This is a genomic window from Cryptosporangium sp. NPDC051539, from assembly GCF_044454545.1.
GTDB lineage: Bacteria > Actinomycetota > Actinomycetes > Mycobacteriales > Cryptosporangiaceae > Cryptosporangium.
Genome location: NZ_JBITDV010000009.1, coordinates 1 through 19,632, shown reverse-complemented (window position 1 = coordinate 19,632; position 19,632 = coordinate 1). Strand labels below are relative to the sequence as shown.

General features: G+C 70.5%; 21 protein-coding genes and 1 pseudogene. 11 read left to right on the top strand and 11 right to left on the bottom strand.

Going from position 1 to position 19,632, the window contains the following annotated elements:
• Positions 1 to 21: 21 nt before the first annotated feature.
• The gene (locus ACIBZJ_RS26640) at positions 22 to 771 is read right to left on the bottom strand and encodes a FadR/GntR family transcriptional regulator (protein ID WP_395934165.1); all 750 of its coding nucleotides are present in this window, start codon (positions 769 to 771) and stop codon (positions 22 to 24) included.
• A gap of 468 nt (positions 772 to 1,239) precedes the next feature.
• Here ACIBZJ_RS26640 and ACIBZJ_RS26635 point away from each other — a divergent pair, with 468 nt between their 5' ends.
• The 6 genes from ACIBZJ_RS26635 to ACIBZJ_RS26610 all read left to right on the top strand — a co-directional run bounded on the left by ACIBZJ_RS26635 (position 1,240) and on the right by ACIBZJ_RS26610 (position 7,471).
• The gene (locus tag ACIBZJ_RS26635) at positions 1,240 to 1,788 is read left to right on the top strand and encodes a cupin domain-containing protein (RefSeq protein WP_395934163.1); all 549 of its coding nucleotides are present in this window, start codon (positions 1,240 to 1,242) and stop codon (positions 1,786 to 1,788) included.
• Positions 1,789 to 1,921: 133 nt separating this feature from the next.
• Positions 1,922 to 3,115: a CaiB/BaiF CoA transferase family protein gene (locus ACIBZJ_RS26630; RefSeq protein WP_395934161.1), complete on the top strand. Its 1,194-nt coding sequence runs from the start codon at positions 1,922 to 1,924 to the stop codon at positions 3,113 to 3,115.
• Positions 3,112 to 3,903 carry an enoyl-CoA hydratase/isomerase family protein gene (locus ACIBZJ_RS26625; protein ID WP_395934159.1) on the top strand — a complete coding sequence of 264 codons (792 nt, stop codon included), beginning with the start codon at positions 3,112 to 3,114 and terminating at the stop codon, positions 3,901 to 3,903. The genes ACIBZJ_RS26630 and ACIBZJ_RS26625 overlap by 4 nt, the downstream gene beginning before the upstream one ends.
• Before the next feature lie 5 nt (positions 3,904 to 3,908).
• Positions 3,909 to 5,129 carry an acyl-CoA dehydrogenase family protein gene (locus tag ACIBZJ_RS26620; protein ID WP_395934839.1) on the top strand — a complete coding sequence of 407 codons (1,221 nt, stop codon included), beginning with the start codon at positions 3,909 to 3,911 and terminating at the stop codon, positions 5,127 to 5,129.
• Positions 5,126 to 6,139 carry an acyl-CoA dehydrogenase family protein gene (locus tag ACIBZJ_RS26615; protein WP_395934157.1) on the top strand — a complete coding sequence of 338 codons (1,014 nt, stop codon included), beginning with the start codon at positions 5,126 to 5,128 and terminating at the stop codon, positions 6,137 to 6,139. The genes ACIBZJ_RS26620 and ACIBZJ_RS26615 overlap by 4 nt, the downstream gene beginning before the upstream one ends.
• Before the next feature lie 66 nt (positions 6,140 to 6,205).
• Entirely contained in the window at positions 6,206 to 7,471 is a 1,266-nt protein-coding gene (locus ACIBZJ_RS26610) for an acyl-CoA dehydrogenase family protein (protein ID WP_395934155.1), read from the top strand.
• Positions 7,472 to 7,552: 81 nt separating this feature from the next.
• Here ACIBZJ_RS26610 and ACIBZJ_RS26605 read toward each other — a convergent pair.
• From ACIBZJ_RS26605 to ACIBZJ_RS26580, 6 genes and pseudogenes are all read right to left on the bottom strand, one after another.
• A pseudogene (locus ACIBZJ_RS26605) lies at positions 7,553 to 8,392 on the bottom strand (ABC transporter substrate-binding protein); the annotation flags it as partial.
• Positions 8,393 to 8,540: 148 nt separating this feature from the next.
• A complete protein-coding gene (locus ACIBZJ_RS26600) occupies positions 8,541 to 8,735 on the bottom strand; it encodes a hypothetical protein (RefSeq protein ID WP_395934153.1) in 195 nt (64 codons plus the stop codon).
• 59 nt (positions 8,736 to 8,794) lie between these two features.
• Positions 8,795 to 8,953, bottom strand: a complete 159-nt coding sequence (locus tag ACIBZJ_RS26595; protein ID WP_395934151.1) for a hypothetical protein — start codon at positions 8,951 to 8,953, stop codon at positions 8,795 to 8,797.
• Between the two features lie 833 nt (positions 8,954 to 9,786).
• Positions 9,787 to 10,179, bottom strand: coding sequence for a VOC family protein (locus ACIBZJ_RS26590; protein WP_395934149.1), 393 nt, complete (start codon positions 10,177 to 10,179; stop codon positions 9,787 to 9,789).
• Entirely contained in the window at positions 10,179 to 10,919 is a 741-nt protein-coding gene (locus ACIBZJ_RS26585; RefSeq protein ID WP_395934147.1) for an ArsR family transcriptional regulator, read from the bottom strand. The genes ACIBZJ_RS26590 and ACIBZJ_RS26585 overlap by 1 nt, the downstream gene beginning before the upstream one ends.
• Positions 10,920 to 10,965: 46 nt before the next feature.
• On the bottom strand, positions 10,966 to 11,865 hold the full coding sequence (locus ACIBZJ_RS26580) for a universal stress protein (RefSeq protein ID WP_395934145.1): 900 nt from the start codon (positions 11,863 to 11,865) through the stop codon (positions 10,966 to 10,968).
• A 152-nt stretch (positions 11,866 to 12,017) separates the two neighbouring features.
• Between ACIBZJ_RS26580 and ACIBZJ_RS26575 the strand changes: the two genes are divergently transcribed.
• The 3 genes from ACIBZJ_RS26575 to ACIBZJ_RS26565 all read left to right on the top strand — a co-directional run bounded on the left by ACIBZJ_RS26575 (position 12,018) and on the right by ACIBZJ_RS26565 (position 13,862).
• Complete coding sequence (locus ACIBZJ_RS26575; RefSeq protein ID WP_395934143.1) at positions 12,018 to 12,371, top strand: hypothetical protein; 354 nt, start codon at positions 12,018 to 12,020, stop codon at positions 12,369 to 12,371.
• Positions 12,372 to 12,625: 254 nt separating this feature from the next.
• On the top strand, positions 12,626 to 13,327 hold the full coding sequence (locus ACIBZJ_RS26570; RefSeq protein ID WP_395934141.1) for a CBS domain-containing protein: 702 nt from the start codon (positions 12,626 to 12,628) through the stop codon (positions 13,325 to 13,327).
• Between the two features lie 10 nt (positions 13,328 to 13,337).
• On the top strand, positions 13,338 to 13,862 hold the full coding sequence (locus ACIBZJ_RS26565) for a flavodoxin family protein (protein ID WP_395934139.1): 525 nt from the start codon (positions 13,338 to 13,340) through the stop codon (positions 13,860 to 13,862).
• 530 nt (positions 13,863 to 14,392) lie between these two features.
• On the opposite strand, the gene ACIBZJ_RS26560 is transcribed toward ACIBZJ_RS26565, so the two are convergent.
• Positions 14,393 to 14,863 carry a DUF2231 domain-containing protein gene (locus ACIBZJ_RS26560; protein WP_395934137.1) on the bottom strand — a complete coding sequence of 157 codons (471 nt, stop codon included), beginning with the start codon at positions 14,861 to 14,863 and terminating at the stop codon, positions 14,393 to 14,395.
• Between the two features lie 119 nt (positions 14,864 to 14,982).
• On the opposite strand from ACIBZJ_RS26560, the gene ACIBZJ_RS26555 reads away from it, so the two are divergent.
• On the top strand, positions 14,983 to 16,107 hold the full coding sequence (locus ACIBZJ_RS26555; RefSeq protein WP_395934135.1) for a cysteine--tRNA ligase: 1,125 nt from the start codon (positions 14,983 to 14,985) through the stop codon (positions 16,105 to 16,107).
• 59 nt (positions 16,108 to 16,166) lie between these two features.
• Here the strand turns inward: ACIBZJ_RS26555 and ACIBZJ_RS26550 are convergent, their stop codons facing one another.
• From ACIBZJ_RS26550 to ACIBZJ_RS26540, 3 genes are all read right to left on the bottom strand, one after another.
• Positions 16,167 to 16,616 (bottom strand): pyridoxamine 5'-phosphate oxidase family protein, encoded by a 450-nt coding sequence (locus ACIBZJ_RS26550; protein ID WP_395934133.1) that lies wholly within the window; start codon positions 16,614 to 16,616, stop codon positions 16,167 to 16,169.
• 24 nt (positions 16,617 to 16,640) lie between these two features.
• Entirely contained in the window at positions 16,641 to 17,411 is a 771-nt protein-coding gene (locus ACIBZJ_RS26545; RefSeq protein ID WP_395934131.1) for a sigma 54 modulation/S30EA ribosomal C-terminal domain-containing protein, read from the bottom strand.
• 150 nt (positions 17,412 to 17,561) lie between these two features.
• Entirely contained in the window at positions 17,562 to 19,304 is a 1,743-nt protein-coding gene (locus ACIBZJ_RS26540) for a GAF domain-containing protein (protein ID WP_395934129.1), read from the bottom strand.
• A 107-nt stretch (positions 19,305 to 19,411) separates the two neighbouring features.
• On the opposite strand from ACIBZJ_RS26540, the gene ACIBZJ_RS26535 reads away from it, so the two are divergent.
• On the top strand, positions 19,412 to 19,632 hold a 221-nt coding region (locus ACIBZJ_RS26535; protein WP_395934127.1), incomplete at its 3' end, for a response regulator transcription factor.

The following is a 19,632-nucleotide window of genomic DNA, read 5'->3' as shown; positions in this document are numbered from 1 at the left end:
TGCGGCGCCGGCCCGCTCGTACTAGCGAGGCGCACGCCGCCGGCGTGGGCGGGCCTTCGCCGGCTCGTCGAAGGCGACGCCGTCGAGCTGGGCCGTGATGGCGGCTTCAGCCGCAGCCTGGTCCTGGGCGACGATGCCCTCGACCAGCATCTTGGTCCGCTTGAAGATCGCTGCCGCGTCCGTGGGCTGCAAGCCCTGCACGTGTTCCGGCACGGTCACCCGGTTTATCGCCGACACCAGAGACGCCAGCAGTCGATTGCCGCTGGCGGCTGCGACCAGGCTGTAGATCGCCATGCCGAGTTCGAGAAACTCGGGGTCGGCGAAGTCGCGCCCCTGGTCGCTCAGTTCGTCCTGGCGCGCGATCAACCGCTGGAGTTCGGCAGCCTGCTCGTCCGTCCGGTTCGTGGCAGCCAACCGCGCCGCGGGAATCTCCAGCATGCGCCGGACGTCGGTCACCTCGTCGATCGACACGCTCCCGAGCTTCAGGATCGTCGCGAGCGAGCCGGACAACTGGGTTTTGAGCGACTCGTGGTCGATCGTCTCGACGAAGCTGCCGCCGCCCGCGCCCGGTGACTTCGAGATCAGCCCGTCAGCCACGAGCGCCTGCAACGCCTCCCGGATCGTGGACCGGCTGACCTGGAACTGGGTCGCCAGCTCGGCCTCGCTGGGCAGCCGCTCGCCCCGCTTGAACACCGAAGAGAGGATGGCCTCGCGCAGCTGCTTTTCCACCTGCAGGCGAGGTCGGAGTACCGGTTCGGGCTGGAAACTCATGTAACGCAGGATACTGGACGCACGGTCGACTGTTGGTCTTGAACCCAATTGCCTAATCTCCGATCGCGGTCGTCGGCACAGGTGCGTCGGCCACGGCCGACACCGTGTCCACCACCTGCATCGCCGCCAAGTAGTTGTAGCCACCGTCGATGCCACAACCCGCGCCACGGTTCCCGACTGACGATGCCGCCCATGGCGCGCCGCGGTCCACTGGCAGAGGCTCCCGCCTCGATGACGCTCTGGGCTTCGCCGGATCCGCGGCGGGTCCGGCCCTCTTGATACTCGCCACGACGAAGCTCCCCGAGCCACGCCGACGATCAGGCGCTGCCGCCCGATCGCGGGCCAACGGAATAAGGTCCGACATTTTTTATACAGGCTATTGCCTAGTCAATGTCGGCAGGGTTCAATCCGGTCATTACCCGAGCTGCCCCCTCAGCCGGAACCTCTGCGACGTCCCAAGGAGCACTCATGCAGGTAAGGCGCATCGTCACCGGCTTCGACGCGGAAGGGCGCGGGTGCGTCGTCTCGGACGGACCCGCGCCCCGCTCCCACGACTTCGAGCACATTCCCGGCTTCAGCAACACGCTGGTCTGGATGACGGACGACAGCGCACCGACCGGCACTCCGTCGGATCTGACGCTGACCACCCCGTCGGTGATTCCGGGCCCCTCGGCCTCCGGGCTGACGGTGGTCAAGTTCCCGCCCGCCGCGAGCTTCGAGTCGGCGGATCCGGCTGCCTCGGCAGCCGAGCAAGAACAGGCGCTACCAGGCCTTGCGGCGGCCTTCGACGCCGATCGGCCCGGGTTCCACACGACGGCGACCGTCGACTACGTGATCGTCCTCGAGGGCGAGCTCCACCTGAAGCTCGACCGCGGACCTGAGATCGCCGTACGTCCGGGCGACGTGGTGATTCAGAACGGCACCGCGCACGCGTGGACGAACCGGACCTCCGAGCCGGCGGTGATCGCGGCAGTCTCGATCGGAACCAAGCCGGGCCGCCCGTCTTCCACCGCTTGACGGAAGTAGGACCTCTTGCAAAACTGCACAAGGCAAATGTAGGACAGTTGCATGCCGGTACTTCCAGGCGCTGACCGCTTCGAGCCCGACGAACCGCACGCCTGGCCGGCGAACCAACCGATGAGGACGACTCATGACGCTGCCCGAAGAGTGCGGCCCGCTCGATGACCTCACGGTCATTGACATGACGACCTCCTACGCGGGTCCGACGGCATCGATGTACCTGGCGGATCTCGGCGCAACCGTGATCAAGGTGGAGCGGCCCGGGACCGGCGACGAGGCCCGACACTGGGGCCCGCCGTTTCTCGACGGAACGTCCGCCTGGTTCGCATCGGCCAACCGCAACAAGAAGTCCGTCACGATCGATGTCAAGGATCCCTCCGGCCGTGCGGCGCTGACCGACCTCCTGGACACTGCCGATGTCTTCCTGCAGAGCCTCAGCCCCGGCAAGCTTCGACAGCTCGCCCTCGATGGTCCGGCGGTGACGGCCCGGCATCCGCGGCTGATCTATTGCGCGATCTCGGGCTTCGGCCTCGACGGTCCGGACTCCGACCGGCCTGGCTACGATCTCGTCGCCCAGGCCCGCTCGGGACTGATGTCGGTCACCGGGGAGCGCGGCCGCATGCCGCAACGGGTGTCGACAGCATTGTCCGACATCGTTGCCGGCATGTCCGCCGCCACGGCGATCTGCGCCGCAGCGGTCCGCCAGGCACGGACCGGGCGCGGCGAGATCATCGACGTCTCGCTACTCGACGCCGACCTCGCGCTGATGGCCCCACGCATCGCGGCTTTCTGCGCCGGCGATCCGGAACCAGCGCCCAGCGGTGGCACGGATTCCGTACTCGCCGTGTACCAGCCGTTCCCGACCGCCGACCGCACGATCGTGGTCGCGATCGGCAACGACCAGATGTGGCGACGCTTCTGCGAAGCGGTGGGTTTGGACGATCTTCTCGCCGACGAGGTACTGGCCGACAACGCCGGCCGACGCCGGCATCGCACCCGCGTCGTCGACCGCATCGCGTCCGTACTCGAGCGACGGCCGGCCGCCGAGTGGGTGGCGCTCTGCGCCGCAGCCGGCATCCCGGCCACAGCGGTGCAGTCCCTGTCGGAGGTGATCACGGATCCCCAGGTCGTCGCGCGGGGCAGCCTGCTGCCCATCCCCGGCACCGGCCAGGGCCCCGCCACGGTGCGCAGCCCGTTCCGGCTGGCCTCGATGGGCACCGTCCGCAACACCCGGTATCCGGACCTCGGCGCCGACAGTGAGGCGGTCCTCGGCACGCCTCTGACGTCGGCAACCGCGTCCCCGCAGACGGGAGAGGCGCGGTGACCGACGTCGTCCTGGTGCAACCGGGTCCGGTGAGCGTCGTACGGATCAATCGGCCCGAAGCTCACAACGCCCTGAACGACGAGGTGTTGACCGGGGTTCGTGACGCGGTACGAGCAGCGGCCCTGGATCCGCGTACACGCGCGGTGGTCCTCACCGGATCGGGCCAGAAGGCGTTCAGCGCCGGAGCCGATCTCAAGCAATTGAGCGACCTGTCGGTGGACCGCGCGGTCGACCTGATGCGCGCCGGGCAGGAGGCGCTGCGGCAGATCGAAACCGCAGGCATTCCGGTGGTGGCCGCCGTCAACGGCATCGCTCTCGGCGGCGGGCTCGAACTGGTGCTCGCCGCCACGATCCCCGTGCTGTCAGCGCGCGCGTCGCTCGGACTACCGGAAGCCGGCCTGGGACTCATCCCCGGCTACGGCGGAACACAACGGCTACCGCGAGCGATCGGCCGGGCGGCGGCCGCACACCTCATGCTCACCGGGGAACGGCTGGACGCCGACCGCGCGTACGCCCTCGGTCTGACGCCGGTGCCGCCGGTAGCGCCCGACGACCTCATGGACACCGCAGTGAGCATCGCCCGCACGATCGCCGACCGTGGACCGCGCGCCGTCCGGGCCATCCTCGAGGCGCTCGAGACCGGGCGAGACGCTCCGCTCGACGCCGGCCTCCGCGCCGAGTCCGCACTGGCAGTTCTGGCGATCTCCGGGGCCGAGGCCGCCGAGGGAATCGCCGCGTTCCTGGACCGTCGACCGGCGCGGTTCGCCGACGCCGGACCTCAGGCGTGACCGCGATGCTCCAGTCCCTGACGCTCGACACCGACCCCGAGGCCTACCTCGAACTGCACCGGATGCTGGACGAGCCGGTTGCCGACGCCGGACTCACCGACCGCGAACTCGACCTGCGTCAGCGCACCCGCAGCGTGGTGGCACACGACGTCGCGCCCAGGGCGGCGGAGACGGATCGGACCGGGCGCTTTGCTCACGAGAGCTACCAGCCTCTGGTAGCTGCCGGTCTAGGCGGCATCCTCTTCCCCCGCCACCTCGGCGGAAGCGCCGATACGACGGTGGCCTATGCCGTGATCATGGAGGAGATCGCCGCGGGATGCGGTGCCACGAGCCTCGTGTACATGACCCAAACCCATGCCGCGTATCCGATTCTTGTCGCCGGGTCCCCACAGCTCCAGACCCACTACGTCCCCGGACTGCTGCGCGGCACCGCCTACGGCTCGATGGCCATCACCGAACCGGACGCCGGAAGCGACGTATCCGGACTGGCTACTGTCGCCACCACCGACGCCGGCGGATATCGGCTGTCCGGCGCCAAGACCTTCATCACCACCGGAGACCGTGCCGACGTCATCGTGTGTTTCGCGACGACCGACCGATCGGCCGGACGCGCCGGTATCAGTGCCTTCGTCATCGAGGGAACGTGGCCGGGCGTCAGTCGCGGGCGACCTTTCCAGAAATTGGGAATGAACGGTTCGTCCACCGCAGAAATCTTCCTCGATGACGTCCCCGTGCCGGTCAGTCACCGGCTCGGCAGCGAGGGCGAAGGGTGGAGCCTCGTGATGCGATCTGTCGTCAAATCTCGTATCAGCGCGGCTGCCCAGGGCGTCGGGCTGGCGAAATCGGCCTACGCGCGCGCCCTGCTGGCGCTACGCCGGCTGCACGGCGCACGCCTCCCGGATCAGACGCTCGCGACGCTGGCCGAACTGCGCGGCCGAATCTTGCAGGGACGGCTTCTCCTGCACGCGGTCGCGCGCCAGGTCGACACCGACTCCGACGTGTCGCCCGGCCAGATCGGGCTGATGAAGCAGTCCTGCACCGACCTCGGCTGGCACGTTGCCGATGCGTCGACCCGCTTGCTCGGTACCTACGGTGACCTGGAGGTCCTGGGCATCGAACGCTGTCTCCGCGACGCGCGGGTCACCCAGATCTACGACGGCACCAATGAGATCCAGCGGATGCTCATCGGACGGGAGATCACCCGCGCGATGGACGGACTCCGATGACACGTCCGGCGACGAACTGGTTCGGTCACTCGCTCGACGATGACGAGGCGAGCATCGTGAGCGTCCTCTCGGACTTCGCGACCGCGGCCCCGACGCCACCGGCGAGCGACGACGAGACCGCGGTCGCGAAGGCGCGCCGCAGCCTCGCCGAGTTCGGCTTCTGGACACCGGGAACCGCCGAAGAGCATGGCGGCGGTGGAGCGGGGTACCGGCTGACGACGATCGCGCTCGAACGTCTCGGCCGGTACTGGCCCGCCCTCGCGCTGGCCAGCGCTCAGGCACACACGGCTGTCGACGTGCTCGCGCCGCTCCCGGCTTTCGCGGATCTCGTCGCGGACGTGCAGGCCGGCAATGCTTCTGTGGCCGTCCTCGAACACGCCCGGCTCTCGGTCGACGGCACCGGGGTGACGGGCTTCTCGGGGCGCGTCGACATCGCCGACATCCCCGCCCACCTGCTGGTACTCAACGGCGAATCGGCGGTACTCGTCGCCCCGCAGGCGCTCCGGACACCGGTACGCCTCGGACGCACCGGTCTGGCCGGTGCTCTGACGTGGGCCGCCGAGATCGACGGGTCGGCCTGGGTGCTCCCGGCACGGGACTGGTCGAGGGTTCGGGCCGGGCTCCATCTCCGGAGAGCCGCTGTCGCAGTCGGAATCGCCGGCGCGGCGTACGACGCGGCCGCCGGCTACGCATCCGTTCGCCGACAGTTCGGCGGGCCCCTGGACGCCCTTCCCACGGTGCGCGCTGCGCTCGACGCATCGGCCGATCAGGTCGCCACGAACCTGGCTGCCCTCTTCGGCGCGGAATCGGCCACCGGTGTCGTCGCTGCCGCGGTACTGCGGGGCGCCTGCGAAGCCGCGGTCGAGGTGGCCACGGCCGCGGTGCAGGTCCACGGTGGATACGGCTACCTGGACGAGTACCCCGTTGCGCGACACCTGCGGGACGCAATCTCCCTCCGGGCAACGGTGAGCGACGCGTGGCGCGATGTCCCTCTTCGCGAAGCCGGTTGACGCGAGCCGTGCCGTGACCAGCTTCCCCGCTCACCCCCAAACCAGCGATTGTTGAGGTTCCACCCCATGACTGCGTCCTCGATCGACCACACCGCGGAAGACGTCTCGCCCCCCGCCACGCTGACTCCGGACGAGGCCCTCGCGATCGCCGAGCAACTTCGTCCGCAGCTCCTGGCCGATCAGGCCGACACCGAACTGCGAACGACCTACTCCCCCGCCATGCACGAGCAGTTCCGACAGGCCGGCTTCTATCGGCTTCTCCAGCCCGTGCGGTACGGCGGCTACGCCTTCGACATGCCGAGTTTCCTCGCCGTCATGGAATCAGTCGCCCGGGGATGCATGTCGACGGGGTGGTGCCTGTGCCTCGGCGCGAGTCACGCCTTGCTGGTCGCCTCGCTCTGGCCCAAAGAGGTGCAGGACGTCGTCTTCGCCGACGGCCATGTGGTCATACCGTCCACTGCGCGACCCGGTGGCGCGGCACGACGAACGGAAAACGGCGACTGGGTTCTGAACACGACTCATCCGTATTCCTCGGGATCGCCGTACTCCACGCACTACATCGGGCAGGCGTTCGAACTCGATCAGCAGAGCGGCGCGCCGGCCCAGCAGATGTTGTTCATCGCCCCCCGCGACTCGTACGAGGTGCTCGACGACTGGGGTCGCACGCTCGGTCTCAAGGGCAGCGGGTCGAACACGATCGTCCTGCGTGACGCGCACCTCCCCCGCGAATTCGTGCTCGAGAACACCATGCAGGTCGACCTGCACTGCACCAACACGTCACCGGGCTTCGAACTGCACGGTGACCCCATGCACCTCGCTCCGGGGCAGGGGTTCTTCGGTCTGGACCTGGCGACGCTCTTCATCGGCGGCGCCTTCGGAGCCCTGGACGAGTACGAGCTCTTGATGCGTGAGCGCAAGACCGCCGGCGACGCCGGGCGCGCACCTGCCGCGCGACTGTTCAATGCGGACTACCAGCGGTGGTACGGGCTCGCGACGGCGCGGCTGAACTCGTCCCGCGCAATCGTCCGATCCGCCGCTGAGCAGTGGACCGCGATCTGCGATCGCGCCGCGCGCGGGGGTCAGCCGTTCACCACCGAAGAAGACGCCATGATCAACATGATGTCCCGCGAGGCGACGCGACTGGCGTGGAGCGCAGCGCAAGACATCCTCTTTCGCACCGCTGGGTCGAGTGCCGCGGTCAACGGCGAGCGCATGGAGCGTTCGTTCCGCAATCTGGCGCAGGCCTGGAGCCACGTGAACATGGTGATCGAGGACTCCATGGCGCGCGACTGGTCCAAGGCGCACCTCGCTCTGGGCACCGAGGCGGACTGACGGTCCGACGCCTCGCCGCGGCTCTCGCGGTCCGGTCGGGAACCGCGAGAGCCGCCGTCGATACTCGAAGTCAGGGACTTCTCAGGTCAGCCACTTACCGTCTGCGGCCGATGCCCAACTACCTTTGCCTTTGTAGGTGTAGAACCGGAACGCGGTCGAACCGATCGTCTTCTGCGGACCACCGAATTTCAGGTCCGGGCTCGCCAGGAAGACCGGTCCGGTGTCGCCGGCGATGGCCGAGGAGACCTTCTCCGGTGTCAGACCGTCGGGGCCGACCTTGTTCAAGATCTTCACGGCGTAGAGGAGGGCGGAAAAGTTGCTGGGCGCCAATCCCCACACAGTGGAATCGGGCTGATATTCCTGCATCGCCCCGAGGTAGACGGCCGCCTCGCCCGACGAATCCTGTGCCGAGGTGGTCGGTGCGATCGTCGAGCGAGGGAACGTCCAGGTCGGAAGGTCTCCCAGCGCCTTGGCCACCGCCGTACAACCGTTCTGGTTCGGCTCGAGCACGAGCACGACATCGGCGCTTTGAGCCTTCGACGCGAGCACCGCCGGCGCGACGTCGGCGGAACCCTGTTTGTAGGTGCCTGCCGTGACAGTGACTCCGGCCGGATCGGCGGCTTGTTTCAACTGCTTGATCGACAGCGCGGTCCCGACGAACGCCGGACCGATGAGGGCAACTTTCTTGGCCCGCAGCACATCGATCAGATAGGTGGCAATCGAACTCTGACCGAACGGACCCGGCCCGAGGTAGTAGGCGTTCTTCGCGAAAAGGTCAGCCGTCGCTGCCGGATTCGCGCCGAGTATCGGCTTGCTCGCCGCCAGCGTGTTGTGCAGCGATCCGGAGGAAATGGCGCTGGCTCCGGTCAGCACGAGCGAGATGCTCTTGTCGTTGTACATCTTCTGGGCGCACTGCTGCGACTCCTCCTCCGAGGTCGCAACGAAGCACTCGACTTAAGTCCACTCGATGTCCCTGAACACCCCCGAGGCGCTTGTTCACCAGGGCCACCGCCGCTTCGACGCCGGCCGTTGCCTCCGGTTGACCGCTCGGGCCACCTTGCTCGTTCACTCAGCCGATCTTGATCGGCGCCGTCGTCGCGTCGGCCGTGCCAGAGGTCCCGGCGACATGTTTCACCGCTACTCCGTAATCGGCTTCGACGGTCGATGCGGCAGAAGTGTCGTTGCCGGATTTGTCACATGCGGCGAGCCCTCCCAGCAGGACGACGACGGCGGCGACCACCAGCGGTCTACTCGTGACGGTCATCTATTCTTCTCTCTGTGCGGACATCGGTGTCCAGCCTCCGAGCCCCTACCGGGTTCGGCTCACTTCGTGTCGATCGCGAGGTCAGCCACAGGCTCACCGAGGTAACTGGCCATCAGCAGTTCATGGTTCTGGCGCAACTCGGCCGCGGTCCCTTCGAGCACCAGCGAACCGTGGGCAAGGACGTAGGCCCGGTCGGAGATTTCCAGGGCCAGCGGCACGTGCTGCCGACGAGGAGCACGCCGGCCCGGTGCTCGGTGGCGTACGCCCGCAGCCTGCGTCCGAGCTCGAGGCTTTCTGTGCTGTCGAGGCCCGCCGCGGGTTCGTCCAGGCACAGCAGCTGCGGGGAGGCCGCGAGAGCACGGCCCAGTCCGACGAGGTTCCGCTGGGCCCGCGTGAGCACCTCCGGCAGGGCCTCGGCGAGGTCCGCAATTCCTACCCTGTCCAGCACTCGGTCGAGGTCGAGAGCCGGCTCTCGTCTACAAGAACTACGCTGTTCAAACGCTTACACGGCGTCCCGCGCGACTCAATAGGCAGCTCGCTACGGACGGTAAGATCGTCAGTCCACGGCTGGGACGGCATAAACCAGTCGGTCATCGTTCGACGCACCTCCGACCCGGTGCGGGCCGGCGCCAGCGGTGGTTCGACGTGCGAGTCGGCGACCTCGCACCGGGATGGATCGCGCGGCGGGGGCCGTGACCCGGCGGGCGACGATGATCACGGCCTCCGGTTCCCCCGGTTGCGGCGATCTCAGCGACGAGGACACCGCGCTCCTCGTCCCGACGGCCCGAACGCGACCGAATCACCCGGCCTGCGGCGACCACGCCCCGACCGCACTGAGGTCGATTCGGGCAACGCGTCCAGACGGCGCCCGGATCGACGTCCTCCTCGACAACCTCCCCGCGAACACCGTCGAACTCTGCCTGCGACGGCCTACGCGTCCCGGGCGAACCCGAGAGAGGCGCCCAGCACCCGACGTCGTGGCCGCCCAACCCGAGGAACACCGACAGCGCGGACCGGTGGGCGGCTGGCGACGCCTCTGCGCCGAGCCGAGTCAGGTACCGGCCGGCTGGAACAGCTCCACCGGATTCCCCGCCGGGTCGTCGAAGACGATCTGCCGGCCGCCGGGGCCGGACACGATGTCGTTGCGGAACTGGATTCCGGCGGCGCGCAGCCGCGCGACCTCCGCGGTGATGTCGCCGACGACGAGATGGATGCGATTCCAGCCGCCGGGCTCCGGTACGCGTCCATCGGGCATCGGACGGCCGGCCGAGCTCGCCGGCCCGGAGAGCAGCATCCGGAGGTTGCCGCGTCGCACGTCGGCGAACGCCGGCACGGCGTTGAGTCCTGGGCTGAAACCCAGATGCGTGGTGTAGAAGGCGACCGCCGCCTCGACGTCGTCGACGAGGTAGCGGACATGGACGGTCTGGTCGGTCGGCTCGGTCATCAGGCACCTCCGGTAAGGGTGTGGAGAAGAAATCCGATCCGTTCATCCAGCTCGGCAGCGGTGCGGACGTAGGCCGCGTTGCCGTCGGGCTCGTGACCCGGATCGGGCAAACTCCAGTGCACGACACTGGGATGACCAGGAAATTCTGGGCAGATCTCCCGGACCCGATCGCACAGGCTGATCACGTAGTCGAATCGTTGGCCGGAGAAGACGTCCAGGTGCTTAGAGGTCGCGCCGGTGGCGTCGATGCCGTAGCCGGCCAGTGCGGCGACCGCGTGCGGAGACACCGGCTTGGGGTGGCTACCGGCGCTGAACACGTGGGCAGCACCGGCCGTTCGGTGCCGGAGCAGCGCTTCGGCCAGCTGCGACCGGCCGCTGTTGCTCGTACACAGGAAAAGCACCCGCGGCGGCCGGGTGCTGTCGAGGGCCGGCACCGGCGGTGACGTCTGCCGGAGCGCGGGGTGGAGCGCCGCACCGGCCGACGCCAGGAGCGCAGCGCACTGCGTCAGGTCGAGCCGGTAGTAGGTGTCGCGGCCGTCCGCACTGCTGCGGCGCGAGGTGACCACCCCGGCCTTCCGCAGCTGACCGAGGTGGTACGAGACCAGGTTCTGACGCTGGTGCACCCGGGCGGTCAGCTCCTGGACCTGGCGGTCGCTGGCGGCCAGCTCGGTCAGGAGCTGCCAGCGCAGCGGATGCGCCGCCGCGCGCAGCAACACCGGTTCGCGCACCTCTCCAGACATGCACTCAGAATTGCATCAAAACACCTTGATGTAAATGCGCTCTCGGTCAGCCCGCGTGGGCGTGGCCATGGACGACGATGACCGGGCAGGTCGCGTGGCGGACCACGGTCTCCCCTACCGAGCCCAGCAACAGCGCGCGGAAGCCACCGCTCCCCCGGGCGCCCACGACGAGAAGATCCGCTCCGGCCGCTGTGTCGAGCAGAGCGCGGGCGGGCCGGCGATGGGTGATCACCGTCCGCACCTCGACGTCGGGATACTTCTCCGTCCAGCCGGCCAGCGCCTCGCTGAGCACGCGCTGCTGTTCGGCGACGTGGTCTTCGGGCAACGGTGAGTACGGCTGGGTGATCGCCGGGTCGTCCGCAGGCCAGAACCAGGAGCGGACGGCGGTCAGCCGTCGGCCGCGTAGCGACGCCTCGGTGAACGCGAGCTCGATCGCGGCCTGGCACTCCTCGCTGCCGTCCACCCCCAGCACGATGCCCGGCCCGTCAGCCGCCACCTCCGCGGTGCGCTCCGGGACGACGACGACCGGGCACTGGGCGTAGGTCGTGACCTGCGTGGCGACCGAGCCGACCAGCAGCTCCGGGAATCCCCCGGTGCCACGACGGCCCACCACGACCATCGCCGAATCCGGCGACCGGCCGAGGAGAACGCTCGCCGGGCCCCCTTCGACGACCTCGGTGCAGACCTGGGTGGACGGCGTGACCTGGGACGCCCGCTGCTTCGCGGCGGCCAGCACCCGGCGTCCCTCAGCCTGCCCGTCCCGCTCGGCCGGCGGACCCCAGCTCGGCCACATCGCATAGGCATAGGTCGGGAACGCGTTGACGTAGACGAGATCCAGCGCCCGGCCTCGGCGCCCGGCCTCGGCCACCGCCCAGGCCACCGCCTCGGCGGCAGCCGGCGAACCGTCGACGCCGACAGTGATCGGGATGCCTACCGCGCTCGTCATGGCGCCGCCTCCGTATGTCCGATGTCCTGCTTCCGACGCTAGGAGCCGCCTCGTTCGGCGGGAACGGCCGAAGGTCCCGACGGCCGGGGCTTCCGCCCCGCTGCCGCGCGCGCCGCACCGGCGAGACGCTGAGGCTGACGAAGGAGGCTTCCATGCAGCAGGAACCGGTACCCCGCCCGGCCGACGTCAGCATCACGCCGGTGATCCGGTCCGGATCACGGACCGTCGGGGCGTTCGTGACGACCGCGGACGGTGTCCGCTACCAACCGGTGGTGGACGTCGAGCGGCTGGTCGTCGGCGTCGTCGCGGTCGCCGGGGCCGCCGCTGTACTCGGGGTGGCACTCCGCCCGCGGGCCGCAGTTGGCCCGGTGTCGATGGGGCCGGGCGGGTGGGTGAGCGTCCGGGGCGCCCGGGGACGGGTGCCGCGGTTACGCGGCCACCGGCCGGAGCCGCGCCCGTGGTGGGCCCGACTCCTCCGCGCACACCGCCTCGTTGCCACCGATTGACGCTTCCGGACCAACGGCCGGACCGCTGCCCGGCGCCCCAGCGCCGGATCCTCCCGGTTCGCTGCCGCTGCCTCCTGCTCCTTCGTAGAGCGCGCCGCGGGCAGTGGCCGCGTTCCCGGCCCCGGCGGGACCTTCGACCTGGATCGGAACCGGTTCTCCGGTGCCGGGGGAAGGACTTCGGCCTCTGCTGCCGGACGACGCCGCGCGCGACGCTCGAATCGACGACAGCCGCGCCTCACGAACGGGAGAAGACCATGACACACCGCACCGTGAGCGACGTCATGACGAACGCCGTGCAGTCGGCGTACGTCAGGACGCCGGTCAAGACGATCGCCGAGCGCCTCGACTGGGCCGGCGTCACCGCGATGCCCGTGCTCGACGACGACGCCGAAGTGGTCGGCGTCGTCTCCGAGGCCGACCTGCTGCACAAGGTCACCTATCAGGACGACGCCGACGGGTGGCCGCGGCTGCTGCGCCGGCACCGGACCGACCGGGACAAGGCCGAAGGGCTCCTCGCGCAGGACGTGATGACGGCTCCGGCGATCACGATCGCACCGGGGGCGTCGGTCGTCGAGGCGGCCCAGCTCCTGGAACGGCACCGTGTCAAGCGGCTACCGGTCGTCAACGACACCGGCAAACTCGTCGGAGTCGTCAGCCGGGCGGACCTCGTCCGGCTGCTGACCCGGCCGGACGACGAGATCCTCGAGGAGGTCCGGGCAGACGTGATCGGGCGGGTTCTGCTCTCGCCCGAGGGCGTCGCCGTCGGAGTCAGCGACGGGGTCGTGACGCTCACCGGCACGCTGCCGCGCAGGAGCCAGATCGGCATCGCCGTGGAGTTCGCCCGCCGGGTCGACGGCGTGATCGAGGTCGTCGACGCCCTGACCTACACCGAGGACGACACCGCCTACCGCGCGCTGCGCGCCGAGGTCGACGGTCCGGTCGGCCCCTACCTGTGAGGAGATCCTGATGAGGACGCTCATCGTCGTCGAGTCGCTGTTCGGCAACACCCGGCAGATCGCGGACGCCGTCGAGGCCGGCCTGGCGGACGCGGGACCGGTGACGGTCGCCGGAATCGACGAGGCGCCGGCGGAGTTGCCCGACGACGTGGACCTGCTGGTCGTGGGCGGACCGACCCACGCGTTCGGGCTGAGCCGGCCGGGCACCCGGAAGACCGCCGCCGACCAGGGCGCCCGCGACGTCGGCGCGCGCGGGGTCCGCGAATGGCTCGTCGCCCTTCCGTCCGCCGCCGGCAACGTCGCCACGGCCGCGTTCTCGACCCGCCTCAAGAAGCGGTTCGTCCCGGGCTCGGCCGCGCGCGCCATCGACCGGCGGCTGCGCGGTTCGGGCTACCTGCCGGTCGTCCCGCCCGAGGACTTCTGGGTGCTGGACACCCGCGGTCCGCTGCGGGCGCGCGAGCTCGACCGGGCCCGTCTCTGGGGCACCCGGCTGGCGCGCGCGGTCGAGCACCGAGGGGAGCGGAGCGCCCCCTGACCCCCACGCACCGGCTCACGGCTGACGAACCCCTCACGATCGCGACGACCGCCACGGCGGCCGCTCCGGCCGTGCGCGGCGAGCAGCCGTGGCTCTGGTATCGGGACGCGTCCGCGCTCTGCCTGCGGACGGATCCCCGCGGGCCGATCACGCCGCTGGACACGATCGGCCGGACCGTGACGGTGGGATGCGGAGCCGCGCTGGGCCACGCGCTGACCGCGCTGGAGGTGGCCGGGTATCCCACCGGCGTCGCCCTGTTCCCCCGATCCCGCCGACCCCGAGCTCCTGGCCGCCGTCGGCGCGCGCCGGACCGACGACAGCTCCGGCGTCGCGCTGTACCGGGTACCGGCCGCCGTCCAGGGTTCGCTGGCCGCGATCTGCGGCCGGCTCGCGGTGCGACGGCTGATGTCCTGGCGGGCCCACCCGCACGCAGTGCTCCGGATCGGTGGCGCGCGCGGAAAACGGGACTCGCGTCCCTAGCGCCCCGCCCCGCCGATCAGCTGCCGCGTCAACGCACGGACGGAGACGCTTCACTTCGGGCCGGTGGCCACCTGATCGCCCCACGCGGCCCGTGCCCCGCTGTCGCCGATCCGGTACACCTGCACGACGTTGGCGAGCCCGACGACGACCGCCAGCACCGCCACGGCCGTGGCCGCACCGCGCATCGCGCCACCGCCCGAGCGCTGATCGCGGCGAGCGAGCCACACCATCGCGGCCACGAGCACCAGCAACGGGAGCGCGAACCAGATGAGCTGGTCGCCCAGCGCAGCGTGCCGGCCCGGGTCACCGACCCGGTGTTCCAGCGCCTCGCCGCTCTCCGTCGCCAGCGGGATCGAGACCGTTGCGGCCACCGTGACCGCCAGCACGAGGACGCCGAACCGCACCCGCCATCTCGGCACCACGGCGATCGCGACGGCACCCAGCACGGCGAGCGGCAGGAGCACCACCACGGCGTGCACGACGAGCGGATGAACGGGCAACCCGTTGACCAAATCGAACATGCCGCCCAACGTAGGAATCCGAACCTGACGACAACCTGACCGGAGTTCCCGGTCCGGTGCCACCCTGGTCAGGACGCCAAAACCACGCCCACGGCGTCCCCGGTGCGACGATGGCCGGCATGAACCCCGAAAACGGACTCCGCACCGACCGGTTCGTGCTCGGCGGACGGACGCTGCCCCTGCTGAACCCGGTCCGGACCTACACCTGCGGCATCACCCCGTACGACGTCACCCATCTCGGGCACGCGGCCACGTTCGTCTGGGCCGACGTGCTGGCCGCGGTCGTCGCGTCGGCGGGCGCCACCGCGGTGACGGCGCGCAACGTGACCGACGTCGACGACGTGCTGACCGTGGCGGCCGCGTCCCGGAACCAGCCGTACGACGAGTTCGCGCTGGTCCAGGAGTTCCTGTTCGACCGGGACATGGCCGCGCTGCGGATCGCCGCGCCCACGCACGTGCCCCGCGCGCGCCACCACGTGGTGGACGTCCAGCGGCTGGCGCTCGCGCTGCTGGCCGGCGGCCGGGCGTACGAGCGCGAGGGGCGGGTGTACTTCCGCGGCGACGAGGTTCCGGCGCGGGCCGGGCTCGACCCCTCCACCGCGCGGGTACTCGCGACCGAGAACGCCGACGACCCGGACGATCCGCTGCGCGACGACCCGTTCGACGTCCCGGTCTGGCGGCCGTCCCGGGACGGCGAGCCCGGCTGGCCCAGCCCGTGGGGCCGCGGCCGCCCGGGATGGCACGCGGAGTGCGCAGCGATGGCGATCGCCGTGCACGGCGCGGTCGTCGACGTCGTGATCGGCGGCGCCGACCTGGCCTTTCCGCACCACGCCTACCAGGCCGCGATGGTGGAGGCCGCGACCGGCGCCGGGCCGTTCTCCCGGGGATCGCTGCACGTCGGCAGCGTTCACCGGGACGGACGGAGAATGGCGAAGTCGACCGGGAACCTCACGCTGGTCAGCGATCTGCTGGCCGATCACTCCCCCGCCGCGCTGCGCCTGCTGCTGCTCGACCGGCGCTACGACGCCGACTGGAAGTTCGACGCGTCCCTGTTGACGTCCGCCGAGAACCGCCTCACCCGGCTCTACGCGGCGGCCGGGCGTCCGACCACGTCGGAGGCGGCCGTCGACGAGGCCGGTCGCGCGCTGCTGACCGACCTGAACGTGCCGGCCGCGCTCGACGTCGCCGAGAGCGAGGGCGGGGAAGCCGCCCGTCGGCTGCTCGGAACACTGAAGCTGACCTGACGGCGGATCGCCACGCGACCGGGTCGATCAGGTGTTCCGTGGCAGCCTCGCACGGCCGATCACGTCGGCACCGCGAGAAGGGCTCGCCCGCTGATCTCGTCCGCCCGGATCGCCACCCACCGGCCCTGCGCCGCCGCCGAGGGCAACAGCGGAGCCGCCGGGCCGGAGTCCAGGTCCGCGGCCGTGAACCCGTCGCCGACCGGCCCGGCCACCCCTTTGACGACGACGCTCCATGCGGTGCCGGCCGTCGCGGGCGGGCCGACACCGTCGATCTCGAACGTCACCGGGGCTAAGTCCAGCACGGCTCCGAGCTTCGTGCCGTCGCTGGTCTTGAACACGATCGTGGAGCCCACCAGTCCGTAGTTCACCGGGAAGATCTCGACCGCACCGGCCCGCAGGAAGCCGATGCGGCCGATCGTGCGGCCGCGGAGGCACACGTGGCAGTCGGCCAGGCCGAGGACCTTCGATCCCGCGTGGTCGGTCGGCCGGTCGGTCCAGTCGAGAGACATCGATGCCCCCTTGAGCGGTTGCGGTCACACCAGGGTGACCAATCCGAAGTTTCCGTCCAGCCGGACGTGCAGCACCGCACCCCGCCCGGTGAGGACGTCCACGAAGAACACGTACGGCTGCCCGCTGCACGAGAGCCGCTCCGCCGCCGCCGCGATGCTCAGCCGCGGGGCGTCCTCCCGCACGATCGACACCGCGGACGACGGGTGGGCCGCCAGCGGACGATGTGTGGCCTGGGCCAACCGGTAGCCGGTCGGTTCGGCGCGGTAGACCACCGTGTCCTCGTCCGTGTCGACGTCGTGGAACAGGTGGAACTCACGGTCCATCGTGTCCAGGTCCTCGATCGCCTCGTCCACCGTGCAGGAGGTCGGCGCAGAGGTGCCGTGAGGATGGACCTCCACGTCGTCGGGGGCACGCCGGTCGGTCTCCGGCTCGTGGCCGGAACGGTGGTGCTCGTGCCTGCGGTCCAGCCGCTCGACGACGGTGCGTAACGTGTGCTGCAGCGTGTCGAGCGCGACCCGGGCCGTTTCGGCCACGGCCTGCACCCGCACCGGCCGTCCGTTGACGCTGACGGTCGCGGTAGCCACGACCGGACGCGGCAGCGCCGGATCGGCGAACCGGGTCAGCCGCACGGCGGCGCTCAGAATCGGGTAACGGCAATGCCGCAGCCCGGCCTGCACCTTGGCCCGGGCGTAGTCGGGCACGTCCTCCGCGAACGAGCCGTCGGTCACCACGTCGACCTGGGGCTCCCGCGGCGCGGCAGCCCGGGAACCGATAACCATGTCCTTGACGATCATCGTGGACCTCCTCACGGCTTCAGCGTCGTCCGCGCCACGCCGTCCCGGCAGGGTCGAAAGTCCCGACGGGCCGCCGACACGAAGCCCGCGCTCGCCCGGCCGGTCGCGCGACCGGCCACCAGGACCGTATCGGGAAGTCCCGGGGTGCACTCAGACGTCGAGCGGCACCGACCAGGTCAGCCGGGCGCCCCGGTCGCCGACGCGTTCGAGCCGGCACTCGCCGCCCAGGCGCCGGGCCCGGGCCGCCATGTTCACGGTGCCGTGCCCCGGGGTGTCGTCCGCGCTCGGCCCGACCCCGTCGTCGGTGACGGCAAGCGTCACGGTCCGGGACGTCGTGTCGACGTTCACGTCGACGTCGGCGCTGTCGGCACGGGCGTGCCGCGCGACGTTCGCCAGGGCCTCCCCGAGCACCGCGAGCAGGTCGGGCCGGATCGCGTCCGGCACCGCGGAGTCCAACGGCCCGTCCAGCCGGAGCCGCGGCTCGAAACCCAGCGTGTCCGTGGCCCCGATCACGATCTGGAGAATCTGGCCCCGCAGACCGCTGGGGTGGTCGGCCGGCTCCTGCAGCGAGAAGATCGTCCGGCGTACGTCGCGGATCGTGTCGTCCAGGTCGTCGACGAACGCGTTCAGCTTCTCCGCGACCTCCGGCCGTCCGGTCATCGCGCTCACACCCTGCAACCCGAGGCCGACCGCAAAAAGCCGTTGGATGATCAGGTCGTGGAGGTCCCGGGCGATCCGGTCCCGATCCTCCAGCACCGCCAGACGCTGCCGGTCGGCGGTGGCCCGGCTGAACTCCACGGCCAGCGCGGCCTGGCCGGCGAACGCCTGCAGCATCCGGACGTCGGCATCGCTCATCGCCGGCCTGCCCTCTTCCCGGACCACCGAGATCAGGCCGAACACCCGGCCACCGCCGGCCAGCGAGACGACCGCGCCCGGTCCCCGATAGCGGTCGGCGGGCGGGTCGGTCTCCAGCGCGACGAACGGCTGGCGTCCCCCCTCGAACCGGTACGGGGCCCCGCCGCCGGTGAACAGCTCCGTCTCGTCCGACAGACCGTAGTCGAGGCCGACGAACGGCGCCGAGCCGTCGCCGCAGGCGGCCCGGACCGTCAGTCGCCGGCGGGCGCCGTCGGCCCCGGCGGTCTGAGCGCCGAGCAGCAGGAAGCCGGCGTCGGCCTGGGCGATCTCGGCGGCCTTCCCGGCGATCAGGTCTGCCGTCTCGGCGAAGTCCGCGCCGCGCAGCAGGCGCGCCGTCACGTCGCCCGACGCGGCCAGCCACGTCTCCCGCCGGTGGGTCTCCTCGAACAGCCGCGCGTTCTCGATCGCGATCGCCGCCGCGGCCGCCAGCGCGACCACGACGTCCTCGTCCTCCTCGGTGAAGTCTTCTCCCCCGCGCTTCTCGGTCAGGTAGAGGTTGCCGAAGACGGTGCCCCGGACCCGGATCGGCACGCCCAGGAACGACGTCATCGGAGGGTGGTTCGCCGGGAAGCCGTAGGACTCGGGATGGCTCGTGAGGTCGTGCAGCCGCAGCGGCTTCGGGTCGTTGATCAGCAGCCCGAGAATGCCCTTGCCGTGCGGGGGATCGCCGATCGAGATCCGGGTCCTGGTGTCGAGGCCGACCGTGATGAACTCGACCAGCAGCTGTTGCGGCCCGATGACGCCGAGCGCGGCATAGCGGGCGCCGGCCAGTTCCGCGGAGAGCTCGACGATCCGGCGCAGCGTGTCGGGCAGGCTCAGGTCGCTGGCCATCGACACCACGGCGTCCAGCAGCGAGTGCAGACGCGACTGGGTGCTGAGCAGGTCTTCGGCGCGCGCGATCAGCTCCCGCAGCAGTGAGTCCAGCCGGAGCCGGGGCAGCGCCGGAACAGCTCCCTCGAGGCTCACCTCGTCCGTCACCCGTGGTCCCCTCCTGCCGCGATTGCCGGTCGAAGCCTAGACCGACGGTGCACGACTGTCGGGCCCCAGTCGTCGACCCGGACGCCGGGACGGTGTAGGACAGACGCATGATCAGGGTGTTCCTCCTCGACGACCACGAGGTCGTCCGACGCGGCCTGACCGCCCTCCTCGAATCCAGCGGCGACATCGAGGTGATCGGCGAGTCCGGCTCCGCACCGGAGGCAGCCCGCCGGATCCCCGCCCTCCGCCCAGACATCGCCGTGCTCGACGCGCGCCTGCCCGACGGCAACGGCATCGACGTCTGCCGCGACGTCCGGTCAGCCGACCC